This window comes from Caballeronia choica (genome assembly GCF_001544535.1).
In the GTDB taxonomy this organism is placed as follows: Bacteria; Pseudomonadota; Gammaproteobacteria; order Burkholderiales; family Burkholderiaceae; genus Caballeronia; species Caballeronia choica.
On the sequence record NZ_FCON02000039.1, the window covers coordinates 49,395 to 63,075 of the forward strand.

Annotated in this window: 13 protein-coding genes and 1 pseudogene; 7 read left to right on the forward strand and 7 right to left on the reverse strand. The window is 62.4% G+C overall.

All coding sequences use genetic code 11. The annotated features are described in order from the left end of the window. Positions 1–358: 358 nt before the first annotated feature. The 4 genes from AWB68_RS18685 to AWB68_RS18700 all read left to right on the forward strand — a co-directional run bounded on the left by AWB68_RS18685 (position 359) and on the right by AWB68_RS18700 (position 4,553). Positions 359–1,462 (forward strand): polyamine ABC transporter substrate-binding protein, encoded by a 1,104-nt coding sequence (locus tag AWB68_RS18685; RefSeq protein WP_087645842.1) that lies wholly within the window; start codon positions 359–361, stop codon positions 1,460–1,462. A 180-nt stretch (positions 1,463–1,642) separates the two neighbouring features. Further along, positions 1,643–2,812, forward strand: a complete 1,170-nt coding sequence (locus tag AWB68_RS18690) for an ABC transporter ATP-binding protein (RefSeq protein ID WP_087645843.1) — start codon at positions 1,643–1,645, stop codon at positions 2,810–2,812. Beyond that, complete coding sequence (locus AWB68_RS18695) at positions 2,809–3,735, forward strand: ABC transporter permease subunit (protein ID WP_087645833.1); 927 nt, start codon at positions 2,809–2,811, stop codon at positions 3,733–3,735. Before AWB68_RS18690 ends, AWB68_RS18695 begins: the two co-directional genes overlap by 4 nt. Beyond that, the gene (locus AWB68_RS18700; RefSeq protein ID WP_087645844.1) at positions 3,735–4,553 is read left to right on the forward strand and encodes an ABC transporter permease subunit; all 819 of its coding nucleotides are present in this window, start codon (positions 3,735–3,737) and stop codon (positions 4,551–4,553) included. The genes AWB68_RS18695 and AWB68_RS18700 overlap by 1 nt, the downstream gene beginning before the upstream one ends. 46 nt (positions 4,554–4,599) lie before the next feature. Here AWB68_RS18700 and AWB68_RS18705 read toward each other — a convergent pair whose 3' ends face one another. Together AWB68_RS18705 and AWB68_RS18710 are read right to left on the reverse strand one after the other, a co-directional pair. Beyond that, a complete protein-coding gene (locus AWB68_RS18705) occupies positions 4,600–5,841 on the reverse strand; it encodes an NAD(P)/FAD-dependent oxidoreductase (RefSeq protein WP_087645834.1) in 1,242 nt (413 codons plus the stop codon). A 56-nt stretch (positions 5,842–5,897) separates the two neighbouring features. After that, complete coding sequence (locus AWB68_RS18710) at positions 5,898–6,683, reverse strand: ABC transporter substrate-binding protein (RefSeq protein ID WP_087645845.1); 786 nt, start codon at positions 6,681–6,683, stop codon at positions 5,898–5,900. 147 nt (positions 6,684–6,830) lie between these two features. Here AWB68_RS18710 and AWB68_RS18715 point away from each other — a divergent pair, with 147 nt between their 5' ends. Together AWB68_RS18715 and AWB68_RS18720 are read left to right on the forward strand one after the other, a co-directional pair. Then, a complete protein-coding gene (locus tag AWB68_RS18715) occupies positions 6,831–7,808 on the forward strand; it encodes an ornithine cyclodeaminase family protein (RefSeq protein ID WP_087645835.1) in 978 nt (325 codons plus the stop codon). Next, positions 7,759–8,505, forward strand: coding sequence for a helix-turn-helix transcriptional regulator (locus tag AWB68_RS18720; protein WP_200828732.1), 747 nt, complete (start codon positions 7,759–7,761; stop codon positions 8,503–8,505). The genes AWB68_RS18715 and AWB68_RS18720 overlap by 50 nt, the downstream gene beginning before the upstream one ends. A 779-nt stretch (positions 8,506–9,284) precedes the next feature. On the opposite strand, the gene AWB68_RS18725 is transcribed toward AWB68_RS18720, so the two are convergent. From AWB68_RS18725 to AWB68_RS18740, 4 genes are all read right to left on the reverse strand, one after another. Beyond that, positions 9,285–10,133 carry an SDR family oxidoreductase gene (locus AWB68_RS18725; protein ID WP_087645836.1) on the reverse strand — a complete coding sequence of 283 codons (849 nt, stop codon included), beginning with the start codon at positions 10,131–10,133 and terminating at the stop codon, positions 9,285–9,287. A 67-nt stretch (positions 10,134–10,200) separates the two neighbouring features. Further along, positions 10,201–11,199 carry an NADP-dependent oxidoreductase gene (locus AWB68_RS18730; protein ID WP_087645837.1) on the reverse strand — a complete coding sequence of 333 codons (999 nt, stop codon included), beginning with the start codon at positions 11,197–11,199 and terminating at the stop codon, positions 10,201–10,203. Positions 11,200–11,231: 32 nt separating this feature from the next. After that, positions 11,232–11,702 carry a PaaI family thioesterase gene (locus AWB68_RS18735; protein WP_087645847.1) on the reverse strand — a complete coding sequence of 157 codons (471 nt, stop codon included), beginning with the start codon at positions 11,700–11,702 and terminating at the stop codon, positions 11,232–11,234. Positions 11,703–11,710: 8 nt separating this feature from the next. Next, on the reverse strand, positions 11,711–12,013 hold the full coding sequence (locus AWB68_RS18740) for a Dabb family protein (RefSeq protein WP_087645838.1): 303 nt from the start codon (positions 12,011–12,013) through the stop codon (positions 11,711–11,713). Between the two features lie 165 nt (positions 12,014–12,178). On the opposite strand from AWB68_RS18740, the gene AWB68_RS18745 reads away from it, so the two are divergent. Further along, positions 12,179–13,399 carry a tyrosine-type recombinase/integrase gene (locus AWB68_RS18745; RefSeq protein WP_087645839.1) on the forward strand — a complete coding sequence of 407 codons (1,221 nt, stop codon included), beginning with the start codon at positions 12,179–12,181 and terminating at the stop codon, positions 13,397–13,399. 147 nt (positions 13,400–13,546) lie between these two features. Here AWB68_RS18745 and AWB68_RS48885 read toward each other — a convergent pair. After that, positions 13,547–13,681, reverse strand: a pseudogene (locus AWB68_RS48885) (IS630 family transposase); the annotation flags it as partial.

Consider the following 13,681-nt stretch of genomic DNA (forward strand, 5'->3'; position numbering starts at 1 on the left):
GCCGGCCACGACTTCCGAAAGCGCATATTGAACTACGCAGCCCGTACCCCGATTGGATTCATTGATGCGAGTGTGGTTTTTGCCCGTGTCGCACCCGCGAATTAACGGCTAGAATTGCGCGCGTTTCATGGGGCGGGATCGGCGCGTTTCGCGTGCGCGAATGCTGGCGGCGTCGCGAGCCTGTATCGCCGGCGCGCGCGGCGTGTGAATTTCGCGCGACAAGCGGCGATTGTTTTTTGTCCCGCCCGGGTTTAATGGTAGTTTTCGGACTTTTAAAGGGAGCCGCGGACGAGCCGGCAAAAGAGCAGGCGGTCCGCGCGGCATGAAGCTGTCGAAAGTCGAACGACGGAGAATCGAGATGAAAGAAAAGGTAGCTGCCCTGGCCGGTCTGGTCGCTTGCGTGGCGGCGCTCGTGCCGGTGACGGCATCGGCGAAGGATACGCAGCTCAACGTCTACAACTGGTCGGATTACATCGCCAAGGACACGATCCCGAACTTCACCAAAGAGACCGGCGTCAAGGTCAAGTACGACAACTACGACAGCGACGACACCCTGCAAGCGAAGCTCCTCACCGGCAATTCGGGTTACGACATCGTCGTGCCGACCAGCAACTACGCGGGCAAGCAGATCGCCGCGGACATCTTCGCGCCGCTCGACAAGTCGAAGCTGCCGAACCTGAAGTATCTCGATCCTTCGCTGATGGCACTCGTCGCCGGTGCCGACCCGGGCAACAAGTACACGGTGCCCTGGGCCTACGGCACGACCGGCCTCGGCTACAACGTGACGAAGGCGCAGCAGATTCTCGGCAAGGGCGCGGCGCTCGACAACTGGGACATCCTCTTCAAGCCCGAGAACATTTCGAAGCTGAAGGCATGTGGCGTCTCGGTGCTCGACGCGCCGGACCAGATGTTCGCCGCCGCGCTCCATTACATCGGCAAGGACCCGATGAGCACGAACCCGGCCGACTATCGCGCCGCGCTCGCGATGATGAAGAAGATCCGCCCGTACATCACGCAGTTCAACTCGTCGGGCTATATCAACGACATGGTCGGCGGCGACGTGTGCTTTGCCTACGGCTGGTCGGGCGACGTGGTAATTGCGAAGCATCGCGCGGTCGATGCGAAGAAGCCGTTCAAGATCGAGTACTACATTCCGAAGGGCGGCGCGCCGGTCTGGTTCGACGTGATGGCGATCCCGAAGGACGCGAAGAACAAGGAAGCCGCGCTCGAATGGATCAACTACATCGAGACGCCGCAGGTCCACGCCGCGATCACGAATGCGGTGTATTACCCGAGCGCGAATGCCGAGGCGAAGAAGTACGTCGACAAGGACGTGGCGGACGATCCGGCGGTGTATCCGTCGCAGGACGTGATCAAGACGCTGTTCCTGCTGAAACCGCTGCCGCCGGAGATTCAACGCCTGCAGACGCGGCTCTGGACCGAATTCAAGTCCGGCCGTTAGACTTGAGCCGTTTGTAGCCGTCATGACACGAAGCCCCTGGACCGCCGGGGGCTTTGTTCGTCGCCGGGACGATGCATGCCGCGTGGATGCCGCGTGGATGCCACGCATTCCCGGCGCCACACGCACCACGCGCACCACGCGCAGCACAAAGCGAATACCGCAGGAGTCGAGCAGGCAATCATGAGTGAGCAGTCGAGCGCAGTGCACGCAGCGCCTAACTCCGGCAGGCCGCAGCCGGGCAATTCCGCGGCGTCGGCCGATACGGACAACTTTGTGCAGATCGTCGATGTCGTGAAGAAATTCGGCGAGACGACGGCGGTGAAGGGCGTGAGCCTGTCGGTCAAGAAGGGCGAGTTGTTTGCGTTGCTCGGCAGTTCCGGCTGCGGCAAGTCGACCCTGCTGCGTATGCTCGCGGGGCTCGAATCGGTGACGTCCGGCCAGATCCTGATCGAAGGCGAAGACCTCGCGAAGATGCCGCCGTATAACCGGCCCACCAACATGATGTTTCAGTCGTATGCGCTCTTTCCGCACATGACGGTGGAAGCGAACGTCGGCTTCGGGCTGAAGCAGGAAGGCGTGCGCGGCGACGAACTGAAGAGCCGCGTGCACGGTGTGCTCGAACTCGTGCAGATGGCGCGTTTTGAGAAGCGCAAGCCGCATCAGCTTTCGGGCGGCCAGCAGCAGCGCGTGGCGCTCGCGCGCAGCCTCGTCAAGCGGCCGAAACTGCTGCTGCTCGACGAACCGATGTCCGCGCTCGACAAGCAGATCCGCCAGCGCACGCAGATCGAACTCGTGAATATCCTCGATCAGGTCGGCGTGACCTGCATCATGGTCACGCACGACCAGGAGGAAGCGATGACCATGGCCGACCGGCTCGCCGTCATGAGCGAAGGGCAGATCGTCCAGCTCGGCACGCCGCACGAAGTCTACGAATATCCGAACAGCCGCTTTTCGGCGGAGTTCATCGGCTCGACCAATCTGTTCGACGGCACGGTGGTCGAGGACGAGCCGGACCATGTGTTCGTCGAGTCGGCGGAACTGCCGGTGCGGCTTTACGTGAATCACGGCATTACCGGGCCGCTGGGCATGCCGGTGACGATCTCCGTGCGGCCCGAGCGCATCGCGCTGATGCGCAAGCCGCCCGACGGCGCCTACAACTGGGGCCGCGGCCTGGTGTCGAACATCGCGTACATGGGCGGCTACACGCTCTATCACGTGAAGCTCGACAGCGGCAAGATCGTGGTCGCGAACGTGTCGAGTCTCGCGCTCGGCGAAATCGATTCGCCCACTTGGGACGACGAGGTCTACGTGCGCTGGAGCGCGTCGGCCGGCGTCGTGCTGACGGCATGAAGCGCGCGCTCGCACTGGTGACCGCGCCGTGGCGGCGCATGGGATTGACGGGGCGAACGGCTGTGATCGGCGGTCCGTACGTCTGGCTGCTGCTGTTTTTCTTCGTGCCGTTCCTGCTGGTCGTGAAGATCAGCTTCGCCGATTCGCGCCTCGGCATTCCGCCTTATACCGAACTCGTCGCGATGAAAGAGGGCGTGCTCAGTATCGCGCTCGATTTCTCGCATTACGCGTTCCTTTTCACCGACAGCCTGTATTTCGCCACCTATATGAATTCGCTGCTGGTGGCGGCGGTATCGACCCTGCTGTGTTTGCTGATCGGTTATCCGATGGCGTATTACATCGCGCGCTCGAATCCGGAGACGCGCAATATCCTGATGATGGCGGTCATGCTGCCGTTCTGGACATCGTTTCTGATCCGGGTTTATGCGTGGATCGGCATTCTGAAGAACAACGGCTTGCTCAACAATTTCCTGATGTCGATCGGGCTGATTCATTCGCCGATCGAGCTTTATCACACGAATATCGCGGTTTATATCGGCATGGTGTATTCGTATCTGCCGTTTCTCGTGATGCCGCTTTACGCGCATCTCGTGAAAATGGATTTGACCTTGCTCGAAGCGGCTTACGATCTCGGCGCGAAACCGTGGAAAGCGTTTGTGCAGATCACGTTGCCGCTCTCGAAAAATGGGATTATCGCGGGTTGTTTGCTCGTATTCATTCCGGCGGTCGGGGAATACGTGATTCCTGAACTGCTTGGCGGCGCGGATACGCTGATGATCGGCCGCGTCATGTGGAACGAGTTCTTCGATAACGCCGACTGGCCGATGGCCTCCGCCGTCACCTGCGCGATGGTGCTGCTGCTGCTCGTGCCGATGGCGCTCTTCCAGCATTATCAGGCGAAGCAACTGGAGGAGAGGCGATGATCAAGCCGAGTCGCTCGCTCCAGATGACTTCGCTCGGAATCGGTTTCTTGTTTCTTTATATTCCGATCATCAGTTTGATTGTTTATTCGTTCAACGAGTCGCAATTGGTGACGGTCTGGACGGAATTTTCGCTGCGCTGGTATAAGGCGCTGCTGCACGACGAAGAATTGATCAACGCTGCGTGGCTTTCCTTGCGCGTCGCGCTGTTGACGGCTTGCGCCTCGGTGGTGATCGGGACCTGGGCCGGGTTCGTGCTCGCCCGGATGGGGCGGTTTCGCGGATTTACGCTTTATACCGGCATGATCAATGCGCCGCTCGTGATTCCGGAAGTGATTCAGGGGATTTCGCTGCTGTTGTTGTTTGTGGAAATGGCGAAGGTGCTGGGCTGGCCCGCCGGACGTGGCATTTTCACGATCTGGATCGGGCACGTCATGCTGTGTATCTCGTATGTCGCGATTATCGTGGAATCGCGCGTGCGGGAATTGAATCCTTCGCTCGAAGAGGCGGCGCTCGATTTGGGCGCCACGCCGTTGCGGGTGTTTTTTTCGATCACGCTGCCGCTGATTTCGCAGGCGTTGGTGGCCGGGTGGCTGTTGTCGTTCACGCTTTCGATCGATGACCTGGTGTTGTCGGCGTTTCTTTCGGGGCCGGGGTCGACGACATTGCCGTTGGTGGTGTTTTCGCGCGTGCGGCTCGGGCTGAATCCCGAGATGAATGCGCTCGCGACGTTGTTCATCGCGTTCGTGACGGCGGGCGTGGTGGCCGCCAATTACTTCATGCAGCGCAGTGAGAGGCGGCGGTTGGCCGGGGTTATCTGATTGTCGCTGACCCCCACGCCCCACCTTCAGGCGTCAGCGGCCAGCGCTAAAACCGCGCCGCCCGATACGGCGCAACATCGGTGAAGGGCGTCTCCCCCGACATCATCTCGGCCAGAAGCCGCCCCGTCACCGGCCCGAGCGTAAGCCCGTGATGCGCATGGCCAAAGGCGAACCACAGCCCCGCATGCCGATGCCCCGCACCGATCACCGGGCGCATGTCCGGCGTACACGGGCGCAGCCCGACCCAGGGCTTCTCGTCGAGCCGTCGACCCAGCCCGAACACCGGCCGCGCCGCGCGTTCCGCCAGATCCAGTTGCACCGGGTTCGCCGGCCGCTCGCGCGAAGCCAGTTCGACGCCGGTCGTAAGCCGCAAGCCCCGCCGCATCGGCGCGACCACATAGCCGCCTTCGATATCGACGACAGGACGCAACAGCGGCGCCTGTGCCGCGCTCTCGTAATGCATGTGATAACCGCGCTTCGCCATCAGCGGCACGCGATAACCAAGCGGCCGCAGCACCACATCCGACCACGCGCCGAGGGCGACCACCGCCGCCCCGGCTTCGATCACGCCAGCGTCCGTGCGCACGCGCCAGCCATTGGCGAGTGCTTCGAGCGTCGCTGCATCGCCACGCGCAATCGTGCCGCCCTCGCGCTCGAAAAGCCGCGCGTAACCCTTCGTCAGCGCGCCCGGGTCGGACACGCTTCGAGGGTCGGTCCAGTGGATCGCACCGGCATACCCGCCCGCAAGCGACGCCTCGGTACTCCGCAATGCTGCGTCATCGAGAATGGCGACGTGCAGGCCGTGCGTCGCCGCGATCCGCTTGGCATCGAGCGCCTCGCGCTCGAATGACGCCGCCTCCCGGTACGCTTCGAGCCAGCCAGTCGGACGCACGAGATCGCGCAAACCGGCCCGGTCGATGAACGCATCGTGCTCCGCGACGCATCGCCCGATCAGCGGCAGCATGTCGCGCGAGGCGGCCTGAAGGCGGTCGGGCGCAGACTCCCACCAGAAACGCGCGAGCCAGCGCGCATACGACGGCAGCGAGCGGATGTCGTAGCGCAGCGCCGTCGATCCGTTGCGCGCGAAGCGCAGCACGGTGGGCCAGTCGCGCGGAAACGAATACGGCACGACCGACGACGCCTCGATCAGCCCCGCGTTGCCGAAGCTCGTTTCCTCGCCGGGCGCGCGCCGGTCGACGAGCACGACGCTCCATCCGCGCTGCTGCAAATGCAGCGCGACGCTCACGCCCACGATGCCCGCGCCGAGCACGATCACGTCCTTAGCCATACGCTCCCTGGTCGAAACATGCGGTGCCCGATGATGCCCGATTGCACTCGCTCGAATCACTTTGCAATGATGTCGCGCTTGAAGTACTTCTGCGACAACTGGCTGAGCGTACCGTCCTTCTTCAGCGCGTCGAGCGCCGCGACGATCTTCGCCTTGAGCGCGGCGTCGTTCTTGCGCAAGCCGAATCCCGTGCCTTCGCCGAGTGTCTTCGGATCGGAGAGCGCCGGTCCCGCGAAATCGAAATCCTTGCCCTCCGGCTTGGCGAGAAAGCCGTCGATCGCGGTCTGCACTTCCTGCACGCCGCCGTCGAGCCGCCCGGCCGACAGGTCCGCGAAAATCTGGTCCTGGCTCTGGTACGTGACGACCTGCACGCCTTCACTGGCCCAGTGCTTGCGGACGAAGTCCTCCTGCGTCGAACCCTGCAGCACGCCGACCGACTTGCCCTTGAGGCTCGCGGGCGTCGGCTCCAGTTTCGAGCCGCGTCTGGCGACCATCTGGATCGGCATCACGTAGACGGGGGGAGTGAAGTCGATGGCCTGCTTGCGCTTGTCGGTGATGTTCATCGCCGAGTTGATCACGTCGAACTTGCGTGCCTGAAGTGCGGCGATCAGGCCGTCGAAACTGTTCTCCACCCACACGCATTTCATCTTGATGCGCTGGCAGACGGCATTGCCGATGTCGATGTCGAAGCCTTCCAGTTGCCCCGACGGCGACTTGCTCTCGAAGGGCGGATAGGACGCCTCGACGCCGAAGCGCAGCGTCTGCTGCGTTTCTGCCTGTGCCGAGCCAAGCGCGAACGCAAGGCTTGCAGCGCCCGCGAAGCAAATCATTTTCCAGTTCATCGTCGTCACCGTAGTCGTGGGGTTGAGCGTGCCGAATTCCGTTCAGGCGCGTTGCGAATGTCGCTGCCGTCAGCGAAATATAGACCAAAAATAAAATAAAAGTCTAGAATGGACAAAAATGTCTACAGCAAGGCGACGGAGGAAAGGATGGATCACTCACTTGAAGACCGCGCTGACATATCGGTGCCGATCATCGTCGATGAAGCGCAGGTCCGCGCGGCACTTCCCGCGCTCGACGTGCGCGGCGCGCTCGAGCGCATGTTCGGCGCGCTCGGCCGCGGCGAGGCCGTGCAGCCGCCGCAGACGCTCACGCTCTTTCCGCGCGACGCGGGCGATTTCATCACGTATCTCGGCGTGCTCGCGAGCGAGCAGGTGTTCGGCGCGAAGCTCTCGCCGTACATCGCGACGGCCGGCGCGCCGGTGATCACCGCGTGGACGGCGCTGATGTCGATGCGCACAGGCCGGCCGCTGATGTGGTGCGACGCCGCGCTGTTGACGACCGAGCGCACGGCGGGCACGACCGCGCTCGCCGTCGACCTCCTGGCGAAGCAGGATAGTTCGCGGCTCGCGATCATCGGCTCGGGCGCGGTCGCGCTCGCGCATCTGCGGCACGTCGCGCCGCTGCGTAAGTGGCGGGACATCCGCATCCATTCGCCGGGCCTTGATAACGATGCCGTGCGCCAGGCGCACATCCGGGCGATGGACCCGCGCATCGTCATTGCACAAACGAGCGCCGAGTGCCTGCGCGATGCCGATGTCGTGATGCTGTGCACGTCGTCGGGCACGCCCGTCATCTCGCTCGATCACCTGACGAAGCCGGCGTTGATCACGTCGATCAGCACGAACGTCGCGCGGGCGCACGAAATCGATCCGTCGGCGCTGCCCACGCTCGATGTCTATTGCGATTACCGCCATACGACGCCGCCAAGCGCGGGAGAGATGGTGATCGCGGCCGAGCGCGGCTGGTCGCCCGAAGCGATTCTCGGTGACCTCGCCGAACTCGTGAACCGGACCTGCGCGGTGCCGTCATACGGGCGGCACGCGTTCTTCCGTTCGATCGGCCTCGGCCTTGAAGATGTCGCGCTCGCGCACGCGTTGTACATGCATTTGCGCGCGGCGGCCTAGCGGTATCATCGACGTTCGACCATCGCCTCCCATGTCCACGCCGATGCAGAAGCGCAAGCCCTCGAAAAAGAACACGCCCGCGCGCGCCGCGCTGCTCGAGCGCTATGCGCATGTCGCCGACAGCATCACCACGCTTTTCTTCCCGTATGCGGAAGTCGTGATCCACGATCTGTCGGACCAGACCATCGCGTATCTGTCGAACAATCTCTCGAAGCGCGAGATCGGCGACGACTCCGCGCTTGAGGACGTTGAGGAAACTACGCGCAACAAGCTTGTCGGCCCCTACGAGAAAGTGAACTGGGACGGCCGGCGCATGCGCTGTGTGAGCACGGCGCTATTCGACGACGCGGGCAATGCAGCCGGCGTGATGTGCATCAACTTCAACATCGCGGCGTTCGAGGAGATCCGCTCGACGCTCGATCTGTTCCTGCGCGGAGCGGGCGTCGTCGCGCAGCCGGTGGAGCTTTTCAAGGACGACTGGCAGGAGCGCATCAATACGTTCCTGCACGGCTGGCTGCGCGAGCGGCAGATCGCGCTCAATTCGCTCACGCGCGAGCATCGGCGCGAACTCGTCGAGGCGCTGCACGAGCAGGGCGCGTTCAAGGGCAAGAGCTCGGCGAACTACGTAGCGAAGGTGCTCGGGATGGGACGCGCGACCGTGTACAAGCATCTGCGGGAGATGAAGGAGGGAGTGTGAAGGGGGGGCGCTGGCGCTTGTTGTTGGGTGGGGTTGGGGGTTGTTGTTTACACCGTTTGATGCGCTCAGGCTTCTATGGAACTTGTTTTCTTAGTGGTTTTTTAGCTCTGCCCCTGTCCGGGGCGGGACTCACTTTCTTTGCTGCTGCAAAGAAAGTAAGCAAAGAAAGCAGCTTTCCACCGCCAATGCTTGCCAGTCGCCGCCAGCCCGTTATGTCGGAGTGGTCCAACCGGGGGAGTGTCGTTAGCGAGGTTTCCCCGTTGTTGGCATGTAGAAGAGGTACGGGCGTCGCACCGCTATACGAAGTGGACCAGCAGTCATTCATCCAGCCTCGCGCTTCGCGCTCGCCCGTCAGGCAAATCCAACACCCATCGCTATATCTACATCCTACGTTCGTGCTTGGCGCATGCTTCAATTCAGCACCACTTGCACCCTGTCGTCGGGCACGCAGTGCCAAGACGGATGAATGACTGCTGTTCCACTCCGTGTCGCGGTGCGAGGTGCGCGCCTTTTCTACATGCCAACAACGGTGAAACCCCGCTAAGGACACTCCCCCGGTTGGACCACTCCGAGCGAGCGGTCTAGCGAGGCATGGCAAGGATTGGCGTTGGGAAGCTGCTTTCTTTGCTTACTTTCTTTGCAGCAGCAAAGAAAGTGAGTCCCGCCCCGGACAGGGGCAGAGCTAATAAACCAAAAACAAAGCAAGTTCCCTAGAAGCCTGAGTGCATCAAACGGTGTAAACACGAACCCACCCCAACCCCACACCCAAGCGCCAGCGATCACCCCCCCGCCATCGGATCGCTAGGATTACGCAGTAGCGCGATATCGTCGAGGCGCAGTTTCACCGACGCCATGATGTTCGGATGCGTGATCACATAGAAGCGGCGCTCGCGGATCGCATCGAAGGTGATCTCCGCCACCTCGGCGGCCGAGATCCGTCCGCCCTGCACCGCTTTCGTCAACTGCTTGCCGGCGAGCTTCTGCGACGCCGTCAGCGGCGCGTCGTTGCGCAGGCTCTCGGGCCGCGCGCGCTCGGCGTTGGCGATGCCGGTCGGCACGAACGCCGGGCACAGCAGTGAGCAGCCGACTTGTCCGCCCGCGATCCTCAAGTCGTTATAGAGCGTTTCCGTCAGCCCGACGACCGCATGTTTCGACGCGTTGTAGACGCCCATCGCGGGCGCCGCGAGCAGCCCCGCGACCGACGCCGTATTGACGATGTGCGCCGCTTCGTTCTGCGCGAGCATGACCGGCGTGAAGGCGCGCAATCCGTTCACGACACCCATCACGTTGACGCCGAACACCCATTGCCAGTCGCGCGCGCTGTTCTCCCAGACGAAGCCGCCCGCGCCGACGCCCGCGTTGTTGAAAAGCAGATGCACGGCGCCGAAGGTTTCCAGCGTGGTGCGCGCGAGCGCGTCGACCTGAACGGCGTCGGAGACATCGGTCGGCACGCCGATCGCCTCGGCGCCCGATGCGCGCAGCATCTCGACGGTCTCGGCGAGCGCGTTGGCGTCGACGTCCGCGAGCACCAGTTTCATGCCGAGCGACGCGCCCTTGATCGCGAACTCGCGGCCGAAGCCGCTGCCGCCGCCTGTGATCACGGCGACCTTGCCTTCAAACTGATCCACGCTGGTCTGCTCCTGAATGTGTCGATCGCGCTCGGATTTGCGCTTGGGTTCGCGCTCGGACCTGCGCTCAGATCAGTTTCACGAGCTGCTTGCCGAAATTGCGGCCCTTGAGCAGCCCGAGGAACGCTTCCGGCGCACTTTGCAGGCCGATCGCGAGGCTCTCGCGGAAATGCAGCTTCTTTTGCGCGACCCGTCCGCCGAGTTCGGCGAGCGCCTGCGGCCACACGTCCATGTGCTCGCTGACGATGAAGCCCTGCACCTTCAGCCGCTGCGTGAGCATCAGCGCCGGGTGCTTGAGCGGCAGCGGCGCGCCGTCGTAGCCCGCGATCATGCCGCACAACGCAATGCGCCCGAACGGGTTCATCCGCGCCAGCACGGCGTCGAGCACTTCGCCGCCGACGTTCTCGAAATAGCCGTCGACGCCGTCCGGAGTTTGCGCCTTCAGGTCCTTGTACAGATTGCCCGCCTTGTAATCGACGCACGCGTCAAAGCCGAGCGACTCGACGACATAGCGGCACTTGTCCTCGCCGCCCGCGATGCCGACCGCGCGGCAGCCCGCCGCCTTCGCCAGTTGCCCGACGACGCCGCCGACCGCGCCGCTCGCCGCGCTCACGACGACCGTCTCGCCGGCCTTCGGCTCGATGATGCGGTTCAGGCCATACCAGCCGGTCACGCCCGGCATGCCGACCGCGCCGAGGTAGGCCGAGAGCGGCACGTGCGTATCGTCGACGATCTTGAGCAGTGTGCCGTCCGAGGTGCCGTACTCCTGCCAGCCGAACATGCCGACCACCCTGTCGCCGGGCTTGAACTTCGGATTGTTCGACTCGACCACTTCCCCCGCCGTCCCGCCGATCATCACTTCGTTGAGCGGCTGCGGCGGTGCGTAGGATTTCGTGTCGTTCATGCGGCCGCGCATGTACGGATCGAGCGACAGATAGTGGTTGCGCACGCGCACTTGTCCCGCTTCGAGCGGCGCCAGTGGCGTTTCGACCAGCTTGAAGTTGTCCACGGTGGCCTCGCCTTGTGGACGCGAGACCAGCAGGATTTGTCGGTTTTGCTCGGACATGCTTGACTCCTTGGGGGATCGGTCGGCGGGGCTCAGGCGTCGCTCGGGCCGGGTTTCGCGGCAGGATCGGAGCGCAGTTTCTGGCGCACGATATCGCGTCCGACGGCGAGCCGCCTCATGTATTTGAACGTGCCGAGCGCCTTCGCGACGAAGTGGCCTTCGCTGTCGCGGATTTCGCCTTCGCAATAGGCCATCGTGGTCGAGCGGTGCAGCACGCGGCCGAACGCGCGCAGTTCGCCGCGCCCCGGCTGCATGAAGTTGACCTTCATCTCGACCGTGACGACGCCGATGCCATCGCCCGCGAGACTGCGCGCGGCCATCGCGAGCGCGACGTCGGCGAGCGTCATCGTGACGCCGCCATGCGCGATGCCCCACGTGTTCAGGTGACCGTCGGCGAGCGGCATGAGGACCTCGCTTGCGCCGTCGGTGGCCTTGATAAGCTGCACGCCGAGCGAATCGACGAACGGGCTTTCGATGACGGGGTCCTTGTTTTCTTCGGGCATCGTCGTGGTCACACTTCGTAGTCGACGCACTGGCGCCCTTCGACCACCGAGGCGACGAAGTCCTTGATGCCAACGTGCTTCGGGTGCTTCTGGTAGGCCTCGAGGGCGGCGCTGTCGTCGAAGTCGGAGACGAGGACGACGTCGAACGTGGAGCCGGGCAACGCGTGGCCGATGCCGACTTCGAAATGCCCCTGCCCCGATACGATGCTGCGGCAGGTTTCGAGCGTGGCTTTCAGTTTTTCTGCGTTCTCGGCGCGGTCGGCGCCTGCGGCGGTTTCCTTCAGTTTCCACATGACGATGTGTCGAAGCATAGTGTTCGTAGCGGTTCGCGCTAGTCCGTTAAGTAGGTTTGGATGCTTGCCCAGCCTGCCTTTCCGACTTTTATCACGTTCGCAGCCGTTCGCCGGAAAACGCCTCTGCCCGGAAAGAAGCGGGTGTGCAAGAGGGTATCATTCGCGACGTCTGCACGTCGATTCATGGCGCTCGCCGACATCAGAATCAGGCATCCCAGAGCAGCGTCCAAGCCTATCAAACTTGCCGACTCCAATGGTCTTTATATTGAGGTGAAGCCGAACGGCTCGAAGCTGTGGCGATACCGCTACCGGATCGCAGGGAAAGAGAACGTGTTCGCGATCGGTGAATACCCGAAAGTCAGCCTGCATGCGGCTCGGCTGGCGAGGGATAACGCGCGCGCACTGGTCAGGAAAGGTACGCATCCGGCGCAAGCACGCCGCAGAGAAATCGCCCAAACCGTCGAGGAGGCGCGTGAAACCTTTAAAGCCGTTGCTGAAGAATGGCTCAACAAGAAGAAGAAACTCTGGACGCCCCGCCACCACCTTGAGGTATCCCGCATGATCGAAGCAGACGCATACCCGTTTATCGGTGCGCTGCCGATGCGGTTAATGACTGCCAGCCAGGTACTCAGGCTTATGGAGCGGGTCGAAGAGCGTGGATCACCCGCTGTGGCGATAAAGCTGCGCCAGTACATTTCGGCCGTCTTCCAGTACGCGGTTATCACCCAGCGAGCCGATGCAGACCCGGCGTCTGTTCTGCGCGGCGCCGTGATCAAACCTGCCACAGTGCACTCACGTGCTCTGAGCCGTGAAGAAGTCGCAGCGATCTACCGCAGCATGCCGTTTTATCAAAGCCGGCGCACGGTGCTCGCGATCAAGCTGCTGATGATGTCTTTCACCCGCACGATCGAACTTTGCCGTGCGAAATGGGAGGAGATTGACCTGGTCGCCGGCGAATGGCGGATCCCTCCAGATAAGATGAAGTCCCGCAGATTGCACGTGGTTCCTCTTTCGCGACAGGCGAAGATGATCCTGCTCGAACTGCAGGAAATGTATGGGAACAAGGGACACGCGCTGCCAACGCTTTACAGCGGTTCAAAGACCGGTCACATGAGTCGCGCGACGTTTAACAAGGCGATGAAATACCTGCTGCCTGATCACCCGGAACCGATTACTGGTCACGACTTCCGCGCGACAGCATCGACCTATTTGCACGAAATGGGTTGGCGTGATGAAGTGATTGAGATGCAACTGTCGCACAAAGACAAAAATCAGACCCGTGCCGCGTACAACCATGCGAAATACCTCCCCGAGCGGCGCGAAATGATGCAGGCGTGGGCCGACTGGCTCGAGGAGATCGAGCAATCGGCGGTAGTCGAAAAGGATCCACGACTCCTCCCATAGCATCAGGCCCTGATGCAGGGGCGGCGTCAGATCTGATCGGACTGACTCTCGTCTGTCTTTGACGCCTTGGATCAAGTCGCCGCGTCCATCGCATCAGCCGGAAAATCATCCCTCCTTGGATCTATTCCTTCGCCGGCGTGAAGTTACTCACACGTCAGAAATATAGCGGACAGATTGATGGCTAAAGAAGTAGCGTACGAGGTACGGATCGCGGCCAATTTGTGAAAGCTGCTCGTGAATTTTCGAGCCCAGCTTCTCGCCCTTTTGAAGAGGACGTCGCGC

Coding starts and splice junctions, on each gene's coding strand:
- AWB68_RS18685 (WP_087645842.1), top strand. CDS start 359: ATGAAAGAAAAGGTAGCTGCCCTGGCCGGTCTGGTCGCTTGCGTGGCG.
- AWB68_RS18690 (WP_087645843.1), top strand. CDS start 1,643: ATGAGTGAGCAGTCGAGCGCAGTGCACGCAGCGCCTAACTCCGGCAGG.
- AWB68_RS18695 (WP_087645833.1), top strand. CDS start 2,809: ATGAAGCGCGCGCTCGCACTGGTGACCGCGCCGTGGCGGCGCATGGGA.
- AWB68_RS18705 (WP_087645834.1), bottom strand. CDS start 5,841: ATGGCTAAGGACGTGATCGTGCTCGGCGCGGGCATCGTGGGCGTGAGC.
- AWB68_RS18710 (WP_087645845.1), bottom strand. CDS start 6,683: ATGAACTGGAAAATGATTTGCTTCGCGGGCGCTGCAAGCCTTGCGTTC.
- AWB68_RS18715 (WP_087645835.1), top strand. CDS start 6,831: ATGGATCACTCACTTGAAGACCGCGCTGACATATCGGTGCCGATCATC.
- AWB68_RS18720 (WP_200828732.1), top strand. CDS start 7,759: ATGTCGCGCTCGCGCACGCGTTGTACATGCATTTGCGCGCGGCGGCCT.
- AWB68_RS18730 (WP_087645837.1), bottom strand. CDS start 11,199: ATGTCCGAGCAAAACCGACAAATCCTGCTGGTCTCGCGTCCACAAGGC.
- AWB68_RS18735 (WP_087645847.1), bottom strand. CDS start 11,702: ATGCCCGAAGAAAACAAGGACCCCGTCATCGAAAGCCCGTTCGTCGAT.
- AWB68_RS18740 (WP_087645838.1), bottom strand. CDS start 12,013: ATGCTTCGACACATCGTCATGTGGAAACTGAAGGAAACCGCCGCAGGC.
- AWB68_RS18745 (WP_087645839.1), top strand. CDS start 12,179: ATGGCGCTCGCCGACATCAGAATCAGGCATCCCAGAGCAGCGTCCAAG.